Source organism: Kordiimonas gwangyangensis DSM 19435 = JCM 12864, assembly GCF_000375545.1.
Classification (GTDB): domain Bacteria; phylum Pseudomonadota; class Alphaproteobacteria; order Sphingomonadales; family Kordiimonadaceae; genus Kordiimonas; species Kordiimonas gwangyangensis.
This window is the reverse complement of record NZ_AQXF01000001.1, coordinates 991,636-1,016,068: the sequence shown is the minus strand read 5'-3', so window position 1 is coordinate 1,016,068 and position 24,433 is coordinate 991,636. Positions and strand designations below refer to the sequence as shown.

The 24,433-nt window shown below is 59.3% G+C and carries 2 protein-coding genes (1 of these 2 cut by a window edge); both read left to right on the top strand.

The genetic code is table 11. The annotated features are described in order from the left end of the window. On the top strand, positions 1 to 7,251 hold the 3' portion of the coding sequence (locus B150_RS23185; RefSeq protein ID WP_020398752.1) for an SDR family NAD(P)-dependent oxidoreductase. It extends 11,616 nt beyond the left edge of the window; 7,251 of the gene's 18,867 nt are visible here — the last part of the coding sequence; its start codon lies beyond the left edge, outside the window; the stop codon is at positions 7,249 to 7,251. Next, positions 7,244 to 24,433, top strand: coding sequence for a non-ribosomal peptide synthetase (locus B150_RS23180; protein ID WP_020398751.1), 17,190 nt, complete (start codon positions 7,244 to 7,246; stop codon positions 24,431 to 24,433). Before B150_RS23185 ends, B150_RS23180 begins: the two co-directional genes overlap by 8 nt.

The following is a 24,433-nucleotide window of genomic DNA, read 5'->3' as shown; positions in this document are numbered from 1 at the left end:
GGTATCAGCGCAGACGAGCTGGACTATATTGAAGCGCATGGCACGGGCACCAACCTTGGGGATCCCATTGAGGTTAAAGCCCTGCGCGAATGTTTTGCGGAACGCAGAGCACTTGCCCCCCTCTATCTTGGCTCGGTGAAGGCCAATATCGGCCACAGCACGGTGGCCGCCGGTGTCGCCGGGCTGATCAAGGCGGTAAAAGTCGTACAAAGCGGCCAGGTTCCGCCGCAGCGCTATACAGAAAGCCTCAACCCCCGGCTTGGCCTGGACGGCAGCGCACTCACCATTTCGACCTGCGGTGAGCCACTGGCAACGTTGCAACGCCCTTACCGTGCGGCAGTCAGCTCGTTTGGGTTCAGTGGCACAAACGCGCACGTTATTCTCCGTGGCCCAGACGCGCCGCAGGTGGCACGGACCACAACTACCGAGCCCCTTTCCTTCCCGTTCACTGCAAAGAGCAAAAGTGCGCTGAAAGCCAGTTTTGCGCAGCTGGCGCATTGGCTGGAAAATGAGGGCAGCCAGCATAATTTGGCGGACATCGCTTACACCCTGTATCATGGCCGCCAGCATCATGACCATGTGGCGGTGGTCGTGGCCACGGATCACGCGACACTGATTGCAGCGCTGCACAAAGGCCCTGATGGCTGCATAACCACACTACCAACCGAACCTGTGACTGGCCGACGCGTGCACCTACCGGGCTACGTCTTCGAAGGGGACCAACACTGGGTAACGGCCGTGACGCGCGCGCCAGCTCCCACTGCGAAAACACAGACCGCTATTCTGGATACCGTGACGGTGCAGGACGGCATCATCACAACTGTCAGCCGCTTTAGCCAAAGCGAACCCATCATGGATGACCACCGTGGCCCCGACGGTGTGATCCTTGCCGGTGCATCCTACGCCGCGCTGGTGCTGGAAGCCGCTGCCCAGGCGCGGCTCGGCACATCCATCACACTCACTGACCTCACATGGCGGCTTCCGCTCGGTGCGCGGCCGGACGGCAAAATTCCAGACCTCGTGACCTTGATCCGCAAGATACCGGACCATGACGCCTACGGATTTTCGGCCTGTTCAGCAGAAGACGATCACGCTTTTGGCCGCATCCATGTCACGAATGAAGACGCACATGGCCTTGCGGCACCTGTAGACGTGGCGCGGCTACAAGACGGCACAAACCGAAGCTTTGGTCATGAGAAATTCTATGAGGCCTTTGCGGCAAAAGGCCTGATCCTGAAAGGCACATTCGCGCAGGTGGAATGTGTTTACGCGGCAGATGACTTTGCGACCGCAAAGCTGGGCCCGCCTATGGTCGAAAACTACGGTGTTTGTGACCCCGGCAGACTTGATTCCGCGCTGCAGGTCGTATCTGCGCTGATTGACCCCACGCTTGGAGGCACCACGCTTTACCTGCCCGTTGGTATCAAGAAACTAAGGCTTCCTAACGGCTCGCGGGATATCCAATATGTGGTCGCCCGGCGTGCCGAAGGCACTGAGGGTGCGCTGCTTCACACCTTTAACCTCGACTTCCATGATGGTAATGGCCACTGCGTTGGTTTCGCGCATGGCTTTACCCTGCAAGCGATAGAACGGAACCAGTCAGACACGACGGTTCTGTATGTACCACACTGGGAGCATGTTCCAATTGCCGAAAGTGCTGCACCACGGTCACGCACGGCGTTCCTTGCTGAGGCGAATGCCGCCACCCTCTATCATGAGCTCCGCACGCTGATTATTGCGGAAGCGGACAAAGGCGGACATCTGGTTCTCATCACAGACCAAGAAAATGCAGCCCATGCACTGGCGGGTTTCGCCCGGAGTTTCATGCTGGAAGACCCCCGCCTGCGTCTCTCCGTTCTGCTGAACGAAGGCCCGGCGGTGAATGAGGCCATACTTGGGACCATTGCGGCAAACTCCTGTCAGCGCCATTGTCTGTTTGATGCACGCGGACCCTTCCTCAACCGGCACACGCTTATACAAGCGCCGGCGCGCAACCCGGCTCAACCAGCCAAGGGACCAGTGTTGATAACCGGTGGGCTTGGCAATATCGGGCTTTTACTGGCGGAGCACCTCGCAAGTGAGGGACTTGAGACCATTCTCGTCACACGGCGTGCGCCAAGCACCGCCGAACAGCAACGACTGGATGCGCTGACACCAGCACCGCGTGTCATTATTGCCGACATTATGGACGCACAGTCCGTGCGTGGCGCGTTTGCGGACATACCTACGGTCGCGCGTGTCATTCACTGCGCCGGGGTGCTGCGTGATAGCCTCCTGATCAACAAATCTTCAGAAGATGCGTCGTCGGTCATCAGCACCAAGGTCGAGGGCCTTGAGAATGTGCTAGCCGCGCTCCCGAATGAACCGACAGGCGGCGTTACCTGCTTCAGCTCCGTGGCCGCAAGTTTTGGGCAACGCGGTCAAACCGACTATGCCTTTGCGAATGGTTGGCTTGACGGCACCTCAGGCGTCTCGTCCATCAATTGGCCCTGGTGGCAGAGCGGCGGCATGCCGATGTCGGAAGATGCGCAGGAAAGTGCCAAGCGCGAAACCGGTATAGCACCCCTCTCCACAGAGGCTGCCTTGCATGCTTTTCAGGCTGTTGCGGGCCTTGAGCGCGCAGTTGTCCTGCACGGAAATACACAGCGGATAGGCCGCTGGCTTTCCGAAGAGCAACCGGCGAGCACAGCCGATAAAAAAGAAGGGTATGCGCCATCTGGTGCCGGCACTGAGCAGGTGATGGCAGCGCTTGGTGATATCCTCATCGATGTGCTCAAGCTGAAACCCGATGGGCTGGCCCCTACCAAGCGCTTTGAAGACTACGGCTTTGATTCGATCACCCTGACCCGGTATGCGAACCGCATCAGCCGCCGCATGGACATTGCCCTGTCGCCCGCGGTCTTTTTTGAGGCCGATACTCTTGCTGGCCTGAGCCAACTGGTGGCGGACCGTTTCCCGCAAGCGACACTGCCAGACCAGAACCCAAGTAGCGCACCAGTTGCCAACACCCCTCCGAAGCTGCCCGAACAAGCACCCGCTGTAGAAGTCATTGCCAAGCCTCAGAGAAATGATCTCGACGGCGTTGCTGTTGTCGGCATGTCCGGGCGTTTCCCCGGTAGCCCTGATATCGCAAGTTACTGGAATAACCTTCTGGCGCAGGCTGATCTGGTCGGCGAAATTCCTGCCACGCGCTGGGACGCCGAAAAGTATTATGGCCCGATTGAACCGGGGGTCGAGCGCACCAATTCCAAATGGGGCGGCTTCATTGAGGATGTCGACCTGTTCGACGCCAAGTTCTTTGGCATCAGCCCGCGCGAGGCAGAACTGATGGACCCGCAGCAACGTCTGTTCCTTGAAACGGCGTGGCACGCGGTTGAAGACGGTGGCACGAACCCCCGGGATTTGGCGGGCAGCAACACTGGCATATTCGTTGGTGTGGCAACGTCGGATTATTGGGAGCTGGTGATGCGCGCCGGGCTGCCAATTGAACCGCATATCGCCACCGGCCTGAGCCATAGCATGCTGCCCAACCGCATTTCCTTCCTGATGGACCTGCATGGACCGAGCGAACCGGTTGACACGGCCTGTTCCTCATCGCTTGTGGCAATTTCCCGCGCGGTAGCAGCGATCCAGCACGGCGACTGTGATGCGGCCATTGCAGGCGGCGTCAACATCATGCTGTCGCCCACGCTTTATCTCGCCTTCGGGCAAGCGGGCATGCTGAGCCCGACAGGGCGCTGTCATACCTTCGACAAGGCGGCAGACGGCTATGTGCGCGGTGAGGGTGTTGGTGCCGTCTACCTGAAATCGCTCTCCCGCGCTGTTGCAGACGGTGACCCCATTCACGCGGTTATCAAGGGTATTGGCGTCAACCACGGCGGCCGCGCCAATAGCCTCACAGCACCAAACCCCAAGGCACAAGCCCAACTCATCCGGGATGTGATGGAACGGCATCGCATTTCGCCGCTGTCGGTCGGGTTTGTTGAATGCCACGGCACCGGCACACAGCTTGGTGATCCGTTAGAATTGATCGGTCTCTCGCAATCTGTCGCGGCAGAAGGAGGGCGGGAACACCCGGTGTTCCTGAGCTCAGTAAAAAGCAACATCGGGCATTTGGAAGCCGCCGCGGGTGTCGCGGGCATGATCAAGGCAGTGATGGCGGTGCGCGAAGGCATGATGCCAGGTCTTGTTCATTTCCATGAGATTAACCCGCACGCCCAGTTCGATGCCACGCGTTTGCAGCCTTTGGCTAAAACGCAGGCCTGGCCAACTGGGCAGTATCAAACACGGCGCGCCGGTGTCTCCTCATTTGCGTTTGGCGGCGCAAACGCCCACGCAATTGTCGAAAGTTTCGACCCCGCATTGCGGCATGGCTACCCCGAGCCGCGGCCACGCCTTACCCCAACCGCGTTTGAGCGCAAACGTTTCTGGGCACCGGGACTACAGAGTGTTGCGACATCACCAAAGGAACAGCAACCTGCAGCCCTCGCACCACCATCTTATGACGGACACCACTTCCGGATTGAATGGAAACCGGTAGAAGCAAATACGGGCGGCCCGACCCATGATGGCAATATTCTACTGGTTCGCGGGCCGAACGAATGGGATGCAGCGCTGTCGCGCTCGCTCACGGAACGACTGTCGGTGACCGTAAGGCAAGTGTCGCTTGATGACTGCGACCTCGATGCCTTCGGAGAAGAACATCTGGTGCTTGTGGCGCCCGCAGAGGGTGATGAAGGTGGGGCTGACGCATTCCTGCAGTCGTACGCAACTGTGGTGGAGCCTCTGCGGCAGCTACTACAGCGCCGTGCGGCGGCTAACAGGCCGCTCACCATCACCGTGCTTTATCAGGAAGGCAACGCACTGGGCGCCGCCTTGTCAGGTCTGGCGCAATCCGTTGCGCACGAAATGCCGGGTTGGACAATCCGGTCCATTGAACTGACGGGTGACCCATCGCCAGCAATTTTGGCGTCGGCCTTGAAGCCCACCGATGGTCACGGCGAGGTTCTGCGGCTTGACGGTAACGCGCTGCTTGAACGGTCCGTGGCGGCATTCCCTGAAACCGCGGAAGGCGCGGCCGACCTCAGTGGCAAAGTTGTTGTGGTGCTGGGTGGCTCAGGCGGCATTGCAGGCGCGCTGATTGATCCGATACTTGAACGCGGTGCGGGCGCCGTGGTGCTGATGGGTCGTCGCTCCATTGATCAGGACATCGCACACCGGTTGCAGATGATCAAACGCACCGGCTGCCGGGCGGAATATATCAAGGTTGACGCAACTGATGGTTCCGCGCTTCACCATGCCTTCCAGCGTACCCGCCTCAAAATTGGAGAACCCGGGCTTATCATCAACGGCACCATGGTCCTGAAGGATGCCGCATTCATAGACATGTCCGCCGAGGACTTCCGGAGCGTCTTCTATGCCAAGGCCCTCGTTGCCGCGAACCTCGAGAAAATCCTGACACAAGGTTGCTTCCATCCGGATGCCGTCCTGCATATGTCTTCGGTCCAGAGTTTGATCGGGAATGCGGGCCAGGCCAACTATGCCGCAGCCTGCAACTATCTGGATGCGACGGCCGCAAGAAGCCACTTCAACACAAGCGTCATCAACTGGGGTTACTGGGGTGAGGTGGGTGCCGTTGCCGACGAGCATCACCGTGCCCTGATGCAGGCCGCAGGTATCCAGTCAATTTCCATCGAAGATGGCATACGCGCCATAGACCGTTGCTTGCGTGAACGCATCCCGCAGCTGGTCGTCGCAAAAGGCAAAGCACAGGCGCTCGCGCGACTTGGTTTCGCTTCAGCCGACGCGACCGGAACTGCGCTTGAAGCGCTGGACCAGCTGACGGTTTGCGCAGTGGCCTCTGCGCTGAAGGCACATGCCGCCAATCCCCCTCACTGGGGCGATGTTGCGGCATGGCGAGACATGCTTGAAGTACAGCCAAATCAGGAAAAGCTGTTGCGCGCCCTCCTCTCCCATATTGAGAGCGCTCCCCACGATATCATCGCGCCTGATTGGGAAACGACACGCCAAAACCACCCGGAATTTTCTGGTCATGTCGCGCTACTGAAAGCAGCTGTCGCTGGCCTGCGCGATGTATTGAGCGGCGCGAAAGCGGGCGCCGACATATTGTTCCCGGAGGGTTCACCGCACCTGATTGAGGCCGTTTATCGCGGCAACGTGCTGGTTGAACACGCCAACACGCTTGTTGGTGAACATGCCAGAGCGCACAGAAAAGATGGGGCTGCGCGCCTGATCGAGATTGGCGCTGGCACCGGCGGAACCTCGCGCACGGTGTTGCGCGCCCTCAAGGACGCAGGCGGTGTTGATGAATACCGCTACACAGATGTGGGACAGAATTTTGTGTTGCGCGCCGAGGCTGAGCTTGGCGGGGAGTATGATTTCCTCAAAACATCCTTGTTTGACATCCGCCGCAATAGTGAAGCCCAAGGCATCGACAAGGGTGAGTACGACATCGCGATTGCCGCAAATGTACTTCATGCCCTGCCAGACGTGACGGAAGCCCTTCGCCAAGCAAATGGTGTACTGCGCAAGGGTGGCACCATCGCCCTTGTGGAGCTGACCGAAGTACTAGCGTTCAACACCGCCGTATTTGGTCTGCTGCCTGACTGGTGGTCGGCGACAGATACAGCACTTCGCATGCCACATAGCCCCCTTCTTTCAGGGAATGCGTGGCGCCAGTGTCTTGCTAATGCGGGCTTCGGTGATGTGGAAATCTCGAATGCCAGCGGCCCGATAAGCGTCATTACCGCGACGAAAAATACGGACGTGCGCGCGGTGCACGTTCCTGAAAGCAGAAATATCACACACCAAGCCACAACTGTAAAAACCGGTGCCGGTGCGCAAGGCGCCGTGCGTGACAAGGTTCGCGAGGTGTTTGCCGTCGTCCTCCGTATGGAGGCAGATCAGATTGACCTGCATACCTCTATCTCCGACATGGGGATCGATTCCATTCTGGCAGGGGAAGCCGCGCGGCGCCTTGGTCAGGTGTTTGACATTGAGGTCCGGCCGACAGAATTGTTCAACTATCCCAGCATCGAGAAACTGAGCACCCGCATCTCGGAACTCGCCCCCGCGCGCACAGTGACTGCGCAAGAAGACGTGGAAACCGAACACCACACGCCCGGCCTGGCAAAAGATGAAGACCCACTGATGGACCTGCTGATCGCACTTGAGGCTGAAAATGGTGACGATCTGGTGCCCCCTACGACTCTGAGGCAGGCCAATGAGTAGAACTCCTATCACCGCCAAGGAACTGAAGTCCGGCGGTACCGGGGGGCGCCGTGCCAGCTCGGGTCGTGCACAGGGCGCGCGCTCGAATACCGGTACGCGCGACCAGCTCGGCAGCCAACACATCGGCGCCGATGACATCGCCGTGGTGGCAATGGCAGGTCGCTTCCCGGGCGCAAATTCGGTCGATGCGCTTTGGCAGAACCTTGTGGACGGTGCGGACAGCGTCACAGAAATGCCGAGCGACCGCTGGGATGTCAGCGCCCTTTACGCGCCGGAGCCCGGTCCGGGACAAAGCAACAGTAAATGGGGCGGGTTCGTTGGCAACATCAAGGACTTCGACCCTCATGCCTTTGGCCTTTCCGCCAAAGAAGCCCTGCACATGGACCCACAGCAGCGCCTGTTCCTGATGGAAGCCATGCACGCGCTTGAAGAAGCGGGCTACGCTGGCACGGCGCTTGATGGCCAGTCCGTCGGGCTTTATGTGGGTACTGCCGAAAGCGGATATGCAGGCCTCCTCAAAGATGCGGGCAAGCTCTACACGCCACAGGCGTTTCTTGGCAATGCAGCATCCATCCTTGCCGCGAGGGTGTCGTATATGCTGAACCTGCGCGGTCCCGCCATCGCGGTCGAGACGGCTTGCTCCTCATCCCTGGTAGCCATCCACCTTGCGTGCGAAAGCTTGCGCCGCGGCGAAACGGATGTGGCACTGGCCGGTGGTGCGTACCTCCTTGTGACCCCACAACTCTACCAGCTTGCCACATCGGCGGGCATGCTTTCACCCACTGGGCGCTGCCATGCCTTTGGCGCTGACGCTGATGGGTTCGTGCCGGGCGAGGCAGTTGCTGTTGTGGTCCTGAAACGGCTTGCTGACGCGGAGGCTGACGGAGACCAGATCCTAGCCGTCATCGCTGGCTCAGGCATCAATCAGGACGGCCGCAGCAATGGCATGACCGCACCTAATGCGCACTCGCAAGCGGATCTCATCCGGGATGTCATGTCACGCTATGGCATCAATGAGAACAGCGTCGGCTATGTGGAGACCCATGGGACGGGCACCAAGCTCGGCGACCCGATCGAAGTTGAGGGGCTGAACGCAGCCTATGCGGAACGGACTACCGACACGCCCTGTTACCTCGGCTCCGTGAAAAGCAATATTGGCCATACGCAGTTATCTGCCGGTATCGCCGGTTTTATCAAGCTGGTGCAGTCCCTGCGCCATGGCTTTATTCCTCAGACCCTGCATGCCAGCCCCGTCAACGCCCTGCTGCCGCTTGATGAGCGCAAATTCCAGGTGGCGTCGCAGGCAATCAATTGGCCGGAGCCGACAAGTGGTGACCTGCGCCACGGTGCGGTCAGCGCGTTTGGCTTCAGTGGCAGCAACGCGCATGTGGTGGTGCGGGAGTATAAGCAGCCGCCGAATAAGGTGCCCGAAATACCAGCCACGCTGTTGCTGCTCTCTGGCCGCGACGCGGCCGACCTGGAGGACAAATGCAGTTCGCTCGCGGCGACGCTTGAAACCAATCCAGCACTCGATCTTGCCGATGTCGCCTACACATTGATGACCGGAAGGCCAGCACAAGCAGTGCGGCGCGCTATCGTCGCCAAGGATGCTGCGGACGCCGTCAAACAGTTACGTGCTAAACCTGCCCCGCCGCCGCGCCGCAAGGCACTGGATGATGAGCAGATAGGCTCGGTACTGGCCCTGATGCCTGCGCAGATGGAGGATATACGCGCCAGCTTCGCGATTGCACTATCGGTGCTGGCCAATGCCTTTGAACAAGGCTGCACGACCGACGAACGCTGGCTTGCCATATTCGTGAACCGGACTTTGCGCCGGGTAAAATTGCCGACAACACAATACCGAACCGAAGACTTCTGGGTAGGACCCGCAACCACGAGCCATGCGAAAGACCTCGTGTCCTTCGCCGCAGATGACCCTATTGCTTTTGAACACACGGTAGGGGGCAAGCCGCTATATCCGGGTACAGCCTTGCTGGGCGCGCTTATGGCAGCAACCGGCTCAACATGTTTGCGCGGCGTCTCATTTGAAACGCCGTTGCTCGCCCGTGCGCATTCGGCGGCAGCATTGAAGCTGGAAGCCGCAGGCGATGAACGCAGATTATGCACGGTGGACGGCACTGTCGTCCTCAAAGCGCTAAGCACACGTGAAGTACCTTCGTCCGGCACGCTCCCGGTTCTGGGCGAGACGGCCAAAACAATAGACACCGGGACATTCTACAAGCGTTTCAGTGATGCAGGCCTTGAGTATGGCCCCATGCTGCGCGGGCTTCGCGACATCAGGCGTGATGGCGATGCGGTGGAAGCCCGTATCGCGCTGCAACAAGCTGGCCACAGCAGGCCCGGCAGCTCGCTTGTGTCAGCCGAGCTTCTGGATATGGCATTCCAGTGTGTCGCGGCATTGACTGAGCTGGATGCGCCGCTTCCGCTGATGGTGCCTGTGGGATTAACACAGATTACGGTGTTGAAACCGCTGTTGACGACCGGTCGTGCCGTCATCCGCCGCAACGGTGCTACATCCACAGTACCCGGCATCAGCGTTGATGTTTGGGTGCTGGACGACAGCGGTGCGATTTGCGTGCTTGTGCAAGGCCTGACCTTCGCTGCTCTGCACAGCAAAGCTGCGGGCGATGGTCTGCTGCTGTTGCGCCCTGTATGGAAATCGCTGCCGACACCTGAGACGGTCAGTCTTGCTGGAGTCACCGTTCTGTCCAACGGCGAAGGCCCCGCTGAGGCGGCGGCGCTGTTACAAAGCGGCAAACGGCATTTTGTGCAACTTTTCCGCCCTGGCGATATCCTCTCAGCTGCGATGCGTGGGTTCTGGGCCTCAGCCGCCAAAGAGTATGGCGATATTCGTATCGCGCTTGTTGAAACAAACACACCTGACGCAGCTGCACAGGCTTATGGACTGACTGTTGCGGGCATTCCTGTCGTATTGCGCACCCAATCTGGCAACTGGTGCGAGCGCAAGCTTGAACCTACGGATGCAGCGCAGACTAAAGCCATTCGACTGGCAGCCGACGATGTAATCCTGGTCACTGGTGGCACGGGTGGCATCGGGCGCCTTCTCTGCCAGCACCTTGCGGATTTGGGTGCGGGTACCGTAATTGCTGCGGCACGCCGTGCACATACAGGCATGCAGGATGGTGCCAGCACAGAGTGGTCGTGTGACTTGACGAAGCTGTCCGACGTCGAGCGGATGGTCAGCGATGTAGAAAAACGCTTCGGCGTAATTACGGGCATCGCACACTGTGCCGGTGTTGCAGATGACCAGTTGATTACCGGGCTGGACACCGCGACTGTGGCCGCGACCGTGGAGGCCGACGTCAAAATCGCTGGCACGAACAATCTTGCAGCCTGCGTCGATGATAAAAGTTTGCGCTTCTTCCTGCTTTTTGGTGGCCTTGTATCAGAGGTTGGGAACCGCGGTCAGGCCCTATACGGCTATACCAACGCGTACCTGAGCGAGTTCGCAGAGCAAGCAAGCAACCGGCACTGCATTTCATGGCCACTCTGGTCAGACGGCGGCATGGCGATGCCTACCGATGTGCGCGAACACCTGGAACACACCACCGGCCTTAAGGCTATGCCCGCGGAAGTGGGAATGGCCGCGCTTGAAAGTGCAATCGCGAGCGGAAGCAACCAAAGCGTGGTGCTATATGGCGACACTGACAAGCTGCAGCACGCCATCGGACAACCGCGAGCAAAGGCGCAAAGCGCAGAGACCGGCGTAGACACACGCAGCGGCGCGCTCAGACAGGCTTTGGTCAAACCAGTGCTTGAGCTCTTGGCCAACTCGGTTTCCATGCAAGCGTCTGACATTGACGAGACCATGGCAACTGCCGACATAGACCTTGATTCTCTTACGGTCATGAGCCTCAAGGACGACCTGCACCAAAGCTTCGGCGTAGCGATCGCACCCTCCGCGTTTTTCGAATTCAGAACCATCGGCGCCATGATCGACCGGATCGCTGAACTTGGTGGATCCGCGCTTGCTGACCGCCTTGGCGTCGAGGCACGGCGCGTGCCTGCGCCGCCGATGCCTGCGCCAAAGACGCATGTGCCCCAACCCGCCGCGCAAGGTGAAACGTTTGAACCGGCTCGGGCAATTGTCCCGCACCCGAGCAGGCAGGAAGATATCGCCATCGTCGGCGTGGATTGCCGTTTCCCCAAAGCGGACGGCATGGAGGCATTCTGGCACAATCTGCTCAACGGTGTAGACGGCATCAGCCAAGTGCCCGATGAGCGGGCCGCTGAATGGCGCGCAGTACCCGAGAGTGTGCGCGCTCAGGCCGCCATGAACTGGGGTGGCTTCCTCACCGACATTGACCAGTTCGACGCCGCATTCTTCGGCATCTCACCTGCGGAAGCGAAACTTATGGACCCGCAACAGCGCCTGCTTTTGCAGTCGGTTTGGCGGGCGCTTGAAGCGGCGGGCTATGGCCCGAGATCGCTGGGTGGTAGTCGCACAGGTGTCTTCGTAGGGTGTGCGGGCTACGACTATGCCAATGTCATCCGGCAAGCTGGCGCAGCAATTGAGGCCTTCACGCCAACGGGCATTTCGCCATCACTCCTCGCGAACCGACTGTCGCACATTTTTGATTTCACCGGCCCCAGTGAAACACTGGATACCGCTTGCGCCAGTTCGCTCGTAGCGCTCGACCATGCTGTCGAGGCGATCCGCCGAGGCGCCTGCGAGGGTGCCGTAGTCGCGGCTGCAAACCTTATTCTACTTCCTGATCTTCATCAGGCATTTTGCCGTGCCGGGCTTCTGAGCACGTCAGGTGCCTGCCGAACGTTCGACGCCGATGCGGACGGTTATGTGCGTAGCGAAGGCGTCGCCGCACTTTACCTGAAGCCACTTTCGCGCGCGCAGGCGGACGGTGACCGCATTATGGGCCGCATTCTCGCGACCGCCGTAAATCATGGTGGCAAGGCAACATCGTTGACAGCCCCAAGCCCAAGCCAACAGGCAGCCGTCATCACTGACGCATGGCAGGCGGCAGGTCTTGAGCCCGACCAGATCGACTATGTTGAGGCTCACGGCACCGGCACGCGGCTGGGTGACCCGGTCGAGATCTCAGGCCTTAAAATGGCGCTCTCTGGCCCGCGCTGGACCCGTCGCCGCTGTGCGGACCAGCCACTTGTGGTCGGCGCGGTCAAAAGCGCTATCGGCCACACTGAGGCCGTCTCGGGCCTCGCTGGTGTTATCAAGGCACTGCAAGTGGTTTCAACTGGTGTAGTGCCGGCAAACCTTCACCTCGGTGCCCTCAACCCGGATATCGAAACAGCTGGTACGCCGCTTGAGCTCGCGTCAAGCCGGAAAACACTACGGGGCGAAAAACTGATAGCTGGAGTCAGCTCCTTCGGGTTCGGCGGTACCAACGCGCACGTTGTGATCGCGGGTGAACCTGCGCCACGCGCGACCGATAATACGGCCGACACAAGTGCCTATCTGATCCCCTTGTCCGCGCGGTCGAATGACGACCTGCGGCGGCGCGCTCAGGATATGCACACATGGCTTGAGATACATGCAGCCGACACGCCGCAGGCTATGCACCCGCCAGCGGTTGACCATGCCGAAGTGATCGCGCACATCACATCACATCTCTCTGACATGCTGCATATCCCTGAGAATGCAATAGACCCCGACGAGGCCTTCGCCGAACTCGGCCTCGATTTCCTTGAAATGCGTCAGCTGGTGCAGAAGCTGTCACAGACCTACCCGGGCGCCCTGTCGCGCGACCAAGTAACGGTGGAAAATACCGTACGTGATGTCGCCGCAGCACTCGCGAGCATGCACAAACCCCTGCACGCAGTGGCGGACCACAGACCCGCTGTCAGTTTGGCAGCGATTGCTTACACGCTTCAGACCGGGCGGGACGCCATGGCATGTCGCCATGCTTTTGTCTGCAGTTCGCTTCAGGAACTGAAATCAGCGCTTGCTGCCTTCCTTGGCGGTAAGGCCGAACAGTCTGGCAAGTCTTCCAACATACCTGCTTCCGTTCGCCGCTTGCTAAGCGGAACCAGTGGACCGGGTTTGATACGTTCCATGCTCGCGGATGGTGACCTCGGGTCTCTTGCTGCCATCTGGCAGGACGGCGTCGACATTCCGTGGCAAGCCCTTTGGGCTGACAAGCATCGCCCTCAGAAAATTGAACTCCCCGCCTACACTTTCACCGGCGCACGGTACTGGGTCGACCACCGCCATGATGCTGGCGCGCAAGTAGCCCCGTCACCTGACAGGCAAACCTACCTGCGACCAAGCTGGCATGCCCTGGCTGGCGCGACAGCTACACCCCAATCGCCCACAGACCTTGCAACCCAAAAGTCCCTCGGTGTGCTTCTGGAAGAAGTCGCCCGGTTGGCCTGTGCTGGTGAAGCGCGGCTATACCGAACTGCGGACCTGGCCACAGGCATGGCAGTCGCAGCACTTTTGCGTACTGCGGCCACTGAATTCGCCCGTGACTGCGGCAGTGTCCTTGTTGACGAAAGCACCATCTCAGAAGTGCACATACCGACCGTCAAGCCAGGGTCTGTACTGCGCAAACAAGCAACGGGTTTCGAGGTTCTCGGCCTTGAGGCGACGGACCTGCTTTCAGGCAAAGTAAAAGCCTACCAACAGGCGGTGATACTGGGCGGAGCAGGTGGACTTGGTCTCGCGCTCGCAAAACATTTAGCGCGCAAAGGCGAGGTGGCGCTGACCCTGGTAGGCCGTCGTCAGGAAGACGAGACACTACGGGACGCTCTTAACGCAGTTCGAGCACTCGGCGCAAAAGTCACCTACCGTTCGCAGAATATCGCCGATCCACAGGGCATGACTGCCCTGCTGCAGGATATTGAGGGGCACAGCGGCAGGATCGACCTGATAGCACACTGTGCAGGCATACAGGATGACCAGCTTTTATCGTCTGCTGACAGGCTCGCGATTGAGCGCGTGCTTGATGCCAAAGTTGGTGGTGTTGCAGCCTTGCGCACCGCCATCAAGAGCCTTGAACGCCGCCCACTGGTTGTGACCTTCTCATCCCTCGCGGCCTGGATGGGCAATCCGGGTCAGGCGACCTATGCCGCCGCAAATGCCTTTGAGGATGCTGTCGCCTTTGAGGAAGAGAACTGGAAATCGGTCGCGTGGCCCCTGTGGGACGGCATTGGCATGGCACCGCCTGCGGGTGAGCTTGGCCGCCTGGCTCGAAAAACAGGCCTCAAGGCACTTCCTGAGGCTATCGGGTTTGAAGCTTTTGACCGTATTCTCGCCTCCGGTGAAGCTATTGTTGGCGTGGCCTACGGCCCAGCGGATGCACCGCTCCTTCATCAACTGACCGAAACGCCTCATGTATTAGCCAGTGCGAACCGGGCCGAGGGCACCACCGCTGCAGACCTTCTCCTTGAAGCGCTGGAAGGCGATTCACATCCGGATGACGTAGATACGCTGGACGAAATTGGCTTCAATTCCTTGACTGCGGCGCGCCTTTCCCAGTTGGTCACCGAACGCACAGGTACGGAAGTCACCACGGCACGCCTTGTCGAATGTAAGACCGTCGGCCAACTGCGGACGCTTATCGACGGCCTGTTCGCTAGCCGCCCGGCCCCCAAACCAGAAGATGCGCCGGAACCCGCGCGCACAGATGGTCCACTTCTCGCCTCGCGACAACAGCTCCCAATCTGGCGGCATTACCGCCTGGCGCCGTCGTCGTTCGCATACAATATGCCCGTTTTCATTCGGTTTGGCACCAAGGTAGATATAGCGCAGCTGGAGGCCGCAATAGATGCACTGGTTGCCCGCCATGAAAGCTTGCACCACTGCTTTGACGAGGATGCGCAAGGCAATGTAATCAGGCGTTCTGTCGCTGCTCGCCCCGCGCTGAGAACTCTGCCGCTGCCCGCCAGTCGAGCGCAAGAAGACACCCTCGACGCGCTACGGGAACGGGTGCGTGCGCCCTTTGACCTGCGTGCCGAGGCCCCCTGCCGGTTCGACTATATCCCGGATTGGAATGGGCAGCCGCACCTCTTGTGTGTTTTCCATCACATTGCCATGGACGGTATCAGCCTGCGTATCCTGATGACCGAACTGGAGCAGCTGCTGGGCGGGCGCTCACTGGCGCCGCTTGACGCAAGCTATAGCGAGTTTGTTACAGACGAAGAGAACTACCGACAAAGTGGTACTGCAGATAGAGATCACGCCTTCTGGACACAGCACCTGCGGCGCGACGTAAGGCCGCTTGATTTGCCGTCGTGCCGCGCCAAAAAACCAAGTGCCGTGTATGAAGATGCGGCCACACACACGCGCACGCTATCGCCCGACTTGCGCAAGGGTCTACTGGCAAACGGCAAACCGGGGCAGTTGTTCGCGACTACCGCAACCGCGTGGGCATGGACGCTGGCACCATATGTGGAAGACCACTTTGTTGGCCTTATGGTCCCTTTTGCAGGGCGACACGCCAGCAAGTTCCAGGAAACCGTTGGCTGCCTGATGAACCCCGTCATTTTGCAAACTGACCTCGGCGTGCATGAGACCTTCAAGGATGCGCTTGCGGCTTTTGACGAAGGCTACAAACTGTCACTTGAGCATAGCAGGCTTGCCCTTGCTGATGTGCTTTCCGCGGTTGGCGCAGCCGGCAGGCCCGCCAATGCTGCGGCTAAAGCCCAATCTGCATTCTATTTCCAAAGCTGGCTTGGTGCCGCAACAGGTCATGCTGGCGACATTCAAATGGAACGGCTGGACCTTCTGCATCATGAAGGCGAGTACCCGCTCACTTTGGAAGTGGTCGATGACGGGTCACGCTTCGCTCTCAAGCTGAAGGTCGACAGCAGTTACTGCGACAGCGCTACAGCCGAGTTGCTGCTCGCTCGCTATGAAGCTGTGTTGTCGTCGCTCATGAGCGGTGACGACCCGGACCGCACGCCTCACACCGCGCAAGACCGTGAGATATATGATGCGTGGCAACATACAGATCTCGAGCCAGTGATTGACCGCTGCGTCCATCACGCCATATTTGAGCAGGCGCGCGCCACACCTGCAGATGCCGCTGTCATGGTTGCGGACGAGACGCAAAGCTATGGTGAACTCCTAGACCAGGTTGCGTGCATAGCTTCCGGGCTTCTGGGGGCAGGCGTGAAAGCGGGTGACACTGTCGCGGTTGTGCTTGAGCGCGGCATCTCCTTGCCTGCCACGCTGCTAGCCGTCATGTCGGTGGGCGGCACCTACCTACCGATGGACCCGGCCTTCCCGGCAGAGCGGAACCGCTTCTATCTTGAAGATAGCGGCGCCCAATTTGTCATCTGCTCCGAGCTCACTGACGCGGCCGACGCTACACAGCTTCTGCTGACTGACCTGCTGACCACCGAGCCTGTGCCCGATTGGGACCGCGCAACAACCGAAGCCGGCGACCCTGCCTACATCATCTATACTTCCGGCTCCACTGGCAAACCGAAGGGGGTTGTTGTATCCCACGGCGCGCTCAGCAATTTCATCATGGCGATGGTGGATGTCACCGGGCTTGACGCCTCTGACCGGCTGCTGGCTGTAACCACCGTCGCATTCGATATATCGGGGCTCGAGCTTTTCCTGCCGCTCTGGCAAGGCGCAAGCGTGGTCATCAGCACCGGATTTGAAAGCAAGGACCCCTACAGACTTTGGGATATGGTGGCCAAGCACAAGGTAACCACCTTGCAGGCGACCCCCAGCACCTGGCGCCTGATGATGCGGGCACATAAAGGCGGCGTCGGATTGAAGCGAATTCTTGTCGGCGGCGAAGCATTGCCTGCTGACCTTGCGCGTACGCTGTGTGCCGTCGGGGAAGACGTGATCAATGTCTATGGCCCCACAGAAACAACGATCTGGTCCACTGCCGCACACGTTGACGCGCGCGAACGTGTGCACATCGGCAAGGCAATCAAAAACACGCTTCTGCGTATCGTGAATGAGAGCGGCGAGGACTGCGCCATCGGCATGGCCGGAGAGCTTTGGATTGGCGGCCACGGCGTGGCAAACGGCTACTGGCAGCGCCCTGACTTAACCGCCGACAGGTTTGTTGAAACCACGAGCGGACAAAAGTTCTACCGTACAGGAGACCTTGTGCGCTTCCTTTCCGATGGCAACCTCCAGCACCTTGGGCGACTGGATACACAGGTAAAGTTGAACGGCTTCCGCATTGAGGTTGGTGAAATTGAGGTGCAGGTAGTTGAGAAACTCGGCTTCACTGACTGTGCTGTCATACCCGTGACAACCGAAGGCGGTACTGACGGTTTGGTGGCCTTTGTAACGGGGTCCGCGAAGGAGCAAAATACTGCCCCGGACTGGGAAGGCTGCAAAACTGTACTACGCACGACCCTGCCCGAATACATGGTGCCGGGCGCATGGGTACAGCTTGAGGCCCTTCCAAGCACCAACAACAACAAAGTGGACCGCCAGAAGCTCACCGCGCTTTATGCGGCGCAACAAGCCGATGCAAACATAAAACCTGAGCACGTGCACACCCCTGTGGATCAGATATCGCGCGACCTCAGGCAAATAGCAGCTGAGATCATAGGCCTGCCCGCGCAAGTGCTTGATGCGTTGCAACCGCTTAACCTGCAGGGCTTTGATTCGCTCGCCATCATCAAGCTGACAGAACAACTGAACGAAACCTTTGGCCTGCAGCTGTCGCCCGTCGACCTGTATAACGCACCTACCCTTCGGGAGATCAGTGCCCTGTTGCCAAGGGCTGCGACAGCAGCGCCCATAGCTTCAGCGGATATAAAACGGGGCCGTATACAGGACGGCGCTGTTGCCATCATTGGTATGGCTGGCCAGATGCCGGGCGCGAAAGACCTCGCTACCTTCTGGGACAACCTGAATGAAGGACGTGTGAGCATCTCAAATGTGCCGAGCGGGCGGTGGCAGGACACGGATGCAGCACAAAACCATAAAGCGGGTTTCCTGGAGGGTATCGACCTCTTTGATGCGCCCTTCTTTGGCATGACAACCCAGGAAGCGGCGAGTACAGACCCGCAGCAGCGCCTTTTCACCCTGAATTGTTACCGCGCTATCGAGGATGCCGGTATTGACCCGGAAAGCCTCAAAGGCCGGAAAGTGGGCGTTTATGCTGGTGCCGCGCTCGGCGATTATCAGCGGCTACTCGAACAGGCGGATGGTTTCAACGCCTTCAGCATGATTGGCATGAGCCCGTCGATCATTCCGGCGCGTATCGCCTTCCATCTCGACCTTAAGGGTCCGACTGAAACGGTGGATACTGCCTGCTCATCTGCCCTCGTGTCGGTACACAACGCGGTTAAGGCGTTGCAGGCGGGCGATATCGAGATGGCTTTGGCGGGCGGTGTTTACCTCATGACAACGCCGCTCGGGCAGATGATCTCGGCTCAGGCTGGCATTATAGCAAACGATGGGCGCTGCAAACCCTTCGACGGCCGTGCTGATGGTATCGTGATTGGCGAAGCCGTGGGGGTGCTGACCCTGAAACGGCTTGAGGATGCGGTGCGCGACGGCGATCCCATTCGCGCAGTCATTCGCGGAGTGGCCGTTAATCAGGATGGTCGCACAAATGGTATCACCGCGCCTTCCTCAAGCGCACAAGCCGCGCTGATCGGCAAAGCCACTGACGTCGACGGGCTCAGCGCAGACGATATCAGCTATGTGGAGTGCCACGGCACAGGCACCAAGCTTGGCGATCCGATCGAGATTGAGGGTCTTCGCCGCGCATCGCTTGGTGAAAATGCGCCCTGCTGGCTCGGCTCGGTGAAGGCGAATGTCGGCCACTGCTATCAGGCAGCCGGGGTCGTGGGCCTTATTAAAGCGGTCCTGTCGCTTGAGCATCAGCGCCTGCCTGGGCAACCAGACTTTGGCGAGGAAAATCCGCTCCTGAAGCTCGGCACCGGCGGCCTGCGGATACTGAAACAGGCACAGTCGTGGGATGTTACCGAAGGACGGAAGCGTGTTGCTGGTGTTAGCGCCTTCGGCTTCAGCGGTACAAACGCCCATGTGGTGGTGGAAGAATGGCCTGCCGCGGCAAGCTCACCACGCCCGAACAAACACCATGCGTTCAACCTCACGTCCTATTGGCCGCAGGTCTCACCGGCGGCTGCGCCGCTTGTCAGCAAACCCGCCGGAACAGGCGATACTTCGGACGCGCGGCGCATGGTTCTCATGGAACTGTCAGCGCTGAGCGGTATTCCGGCTGCCGATATTCCCGCTGACGCCAGCCTCGAAGCGGACATTGGAATGGATTCGATCAAGCTCATGGGCCTCATTGCGAAGCTTGGCCGCATGATCGACCTTCCCCAAATTGATGCAGCAGGCATCGCGCGCATCACAACCGTCGCAAGTTTGCTGGACCTGCTGCCAAAGGCGCAAAGCACAAACGGCGATGCCCTTCCGGAAGCGCATGCGTTGATCATGGCAGAGTTTGAGGCTTTGTCCGGTATTCCGGCGGCCAATATCAGCCGTGATGCCAACCTTGAAGCCGATATCGGCATGGATTCGATCAAACTGATGGGCCTTGTGGCGCGTCTCAGTCGGATCGCGGGCACAGCATCGCTCGAGGCTAGCAACATCGCAAAAATTGTTACCGTCGGCGACCTGTTGGACGCGATTTCGCTGTCGAGTGGCAGCACAGCTGCACCTTCTGCCACCCTTGAGAGCTCGCCTCATACAGCGACAGCTCAAGTCACCCACTGTGCAGACGGGCGCCTACCGATCAGCATTCCCTACGCAGGGTATCTCTTCTTGCTGGGGCATCACCTGATACGGTCAAGTTCACTTTGTTCATGGCTTAGGCTTGAGGGACCACTCGATACAGGGGCGCTTCAGGAGGCGTGGCAGCGTGTCGTTGATAGCCAGCCCGGTTGTCGCCTGATTTTCGAGCGTCGGGGCAGCAGCGAAACCTTCTCCGACTATCAGGGCGTACTGCTAGAAAACCCACAGGTGCCGCAGATTGCCGTTACTGACCTCAGTGCACTGACACCGGCTGAGCAGGACGATGCACTGCAGCAAGCCTTTGATGCCGCCCTGAACGCAGAATGGTCGCTAGAGAGCTGGCCACTGCACCGGTTTGATGTTTACCGCATGGGTCCAAACGAACACGCGGTCTTCCTCATTAACGAACACTGTGTCAGCGACGGCATCGGCAACCAGCGACTGCTCGCAGCCTTGATGCAGGCCTACAGCGAGGTACAACACGGTGATGCGGCAACCGCACCTGTCATAAGTGACGGCGAATTCGCGACACTCATGTCTCGTTTCAACGACGCTGCGGATAGTCTCTCCGAACCCATGCCAATATCTGAGGAGCATGGCCCATATTTCTGGAACCCGGTGGGCAGGGAGATAGAGAATTTCCAGCCGGACTTCACGGTAGGTGTCACAGTTAAATCGGGCGCTGAAACTGACACACTCATCAGCGCGGCGTCTAACCTTGGCATGTCGCTCAATCAGTTGCTGGTGCTTGCCATGGCGCGCGCCAGCCACACCACGTCCGGCGACGATCATGTCAGCGTACAAATGCCGACAGGCGGACGCACAATTGACGGCATTGATGCGCACGATCTCGTCTGCTGCCTCGCACAGAACCTGCCGGTCGATTTCAGTGCGGACCTCCTGTCTTCGAGCTGGGAGCTGGCTGGGCCGCTTTTCGCCGCAAAGCTCGCGCGCACACTTGCGGCAGAGAGCGATTGGCACGTCACCAAGGCAATGGCGACGACAATAGCGGGCGATATCCCGCTCGACCCTGATGCATTGAGGGGCGACCTGCGGCCACTCTTCAGGGGACGGTTGCGGTCCAATATCTACGTGCCCTATATCGGCGACACGGGTATCGCGACCACCTATAGCGACCTCAGGGTCACAGCCTACCGCGCAGGCACGGTGAATGGACCCGCAACAGTTGATGTGCTGCACGAGATTTTTGACGGTCAGTTGCATGGGTCGTGGAACTATGACCGCGGCTTCTTTACGCCTGACGAGATCATGCGCCTCCGCAGCGCATTTGAGCAGGAACTGGCGGAAGCAGTTGCTGCGGGTTCGAAGCACCGTGTCTCACGCGAAAAGACCGCCACCACGACCGAACTGCCGCCCGTCCTTGTTGAGGCGGTGCAGGCAGTACTGGGCCCTCACGTGAACAGCAGCGATGCTCATGCGCTAATTGACCGTGACTTGGGCCTCGATTCCCTGCAGCGCATCCGCATTCTCAGCAAACTGCCAGCGGTATACCGACGTGATGCCACCCGGCGTGCTGCGCTGTTGACCGCACCAACCTTGGCTGCCATGGCGGACTTGATGTGTGCGGACGACGGTGTCGATACGCCTGATACCGGGAGTGATGTGCCACCCACTGCGGGGGAGGAAGGCGCTAGCGCCGCTGCTTATGACTATGATGAGCTTCCGATCGACCGCATTATCAAACAAATGGCGGCAACACCCGATGCTGTGGCGGTCACTAGCGCAAATGGCCAGCTGACCTATGCCGAGCTTGATGACAAGAGCCACCGCATCGCCAGCTACCTGATTGAGGCAGGCTGTGAGCGCGGTGCACGCATTGGCATTCTGATGGACCGTGGGTGTGCTTTCATCGCTTCAGTAATTGGTGTGCTGCGGGCGGGCCTTGTCTATGTTCCCCTGGACCCGAGCTTGCCGACAGACCGCCTGGGCTATATCGCGGACCATGCGAAGCTCGCGCTTGTGCTATGTAAACCGGTTCACCAAAATCTACTGAACGGCAGCGCCGCAGGTGAAAGCGGCCAGCCAAAAGTGGCGTTGGTGTCCGAAGCGTTTGCCACATCGCCTGCACCCAAAAACACGCTGCCGACTGCGGCGCCAGAAGATGCCATGCTCGTGCTCTATACCTCAGGCTCAACCGGACGACCAAAGGGCGTACAACTGAACCACGCGGGCTATGCCAACAGGCTGGCATGGCACCAGAAACAGTTCGAATTGAAGCCGGGCGAGGGCGTGCTGCACAAAACCACAATTTGCTTCGACGTATCTGTGTGGGAGATATTCTGGCCCCTTATGTACGGCGGTATCCTGCATACTGTTGGGTCAGAGGTTGCGCGCGACCCTTGGGCACTCGCGCAGGCGATGCGGGACAAAAAAATCGCCGTGCTGCATTTCGTGCCCTCCATGTTTGGTGAATTTCTAAGCGTGCTTGACGCAGATGCACCGCACGCGCCATTCGACCATCTGCGCTGGGTTGTGCTTTCAGGCGAGGCCTTCCCCGTTGCGCAGGCCCGCAAATGGTTCGAGCTTTTTGGCAAAAGGGCGCGCCTCGCGAACCTTTATGGCCCGACCGAAGCCTCGATTGATGTGACCTGCCAAGTAGTGGCTGAGGCCCCGCCTGAAAACTGGGCGCGTGTTCCCATTGGCTGGGCAACCGATAACGTGGAACTGACCATCCTCGACGCAAGCCTGAAACCAGTGCCGGAAGGAGAAGACGGCGAGCTGTTCATCGGCGGTGTTCAACTCGCGGACGGTTACCTGCATGCTGAAGACCTCACCAGCAAAGCCTTCATGATGATCGACCCGGACGGCCATGGCGCCCGCCGGTTCTACAAGACTGGCGACCTTGTGCGCCGCCTGCCGGGCGGTGCCTATGACCACCTCGGGCGTCTGGATAGCCAGGTCAAATTGCGCGGCTACCGGATAGAACTTGGCGAGATTGAAGCAGTGCTGAGCGATCATGCCGATGTCAGGCAGGTTGCTGTGCTGGTCGAGAATGATGCCCTGGTTGCCCATATCGCGGGGAACGGAGAGGACCAGCAAAGCTATCTTGAACACTGCGCGAAAAAACTACCGCACTATATGGTGCCGCATAAGGTCACGCTGCATGCGCAACTGCCCATCAATGCAAACGGCAAGCTGGACCGGCGTGCAGTACAGGCTGGTGAATTTACCCCAACAGCAGTCGAAAGCTGCAGCCTTCTACCCGCACAAAGCTGGATGCTGCAGCATTTCCCGGCGCCCTACCGCTGGTGGGGTACCAGCCGGTTCACTGTAAACCGTGCCCTTGATATGGACCGCGTGAAGGCTGCTTTTGCGACCCTCGCCGCCCGTCATGATGCGCTCCGCACAGTGTATGCACAAAACGTTGACGGCAGCTGGCGCCGCCGCGTCATCGCGCCTTCGGAGGCTGGGTCGCTTGACCTGCGCATTATCGATGTTCAGGCCACCCCAGGTGACGAGCGCGAGGACATGATCGCCGAAACGATGCACAACTGCTGCATGGCATACGCCATTGACCGGCTGCCGCTTGATACCGCCGTGATCCTTCAGGAAGGACCGGCGCGCTATACCTTCTGCCTGGCAAACCATCATGTGAATGGTGATTTTGTCTCCGGTACCATCCTGTTCAAGGACTTTTGGGATCTCTACGAGGGCAAAGAACTCGCGCCCCCTGCACAGCAGCAGGGCGACATTGCCAAACTGCTGGAAGGCACAGACCTGAGCGCCGACCAGGCTTACTGGCAAAAACTTGCCGGCCGGGAAACCACACCTCCGGCACTGGTTACCGACCGCGGCATAGCGAACCTCGAACGCCAGGAGGTCGCGACAGAGAGATATCTCACTGCCAGCGAAACCAAAAGGCTGTCCACCACGGGGCGCGCCAATAGCGGCACCGCACTCTACCCGCTTCTGGCTGCGGCATTTTACATGGCATTGACTGAGCAATCCGGCAGGCGGGATGCGATCATAAGCCACCGCATGATGGGCCGCGTGCTGGGCAGCAACCTGCCGGACTTCACCGACACAGTGGGCAACTTCGCTGTGCATTTCCCGCTGGTGGTCAAAACTGGTGAAACCTTACCTCACACAGCCAAAAGTGTCGCCAGCGCGCTCGCAGAGGTACCGCATGGCGGTGTTACCTATGACTGGCTGGCGGCACAGGCACACGGCGCACCGTCGTTCCCGTATCCAGACGAGCAGGTGACGGCACTGCGGCTCAATTATCTCGGCCAAATATTGCCCCGCACAGATGGTGACTTTGAGTTCAACGCCAGCCAACTTAACCAGCGCTTTGCCCCGGATGATTTGCCTCGCTCCGCCGAAGTGGAGGTGCACCTGAGTGTTGAGAAGAGCTGCCTCAAGATACGCGCGAGCTTTGTTGAGGGTCGCCACAATGGCGCGCTGATCAACGAGCTCCTCGACCGCGTTAAAGTCATTTTGACCGAGCTTTAA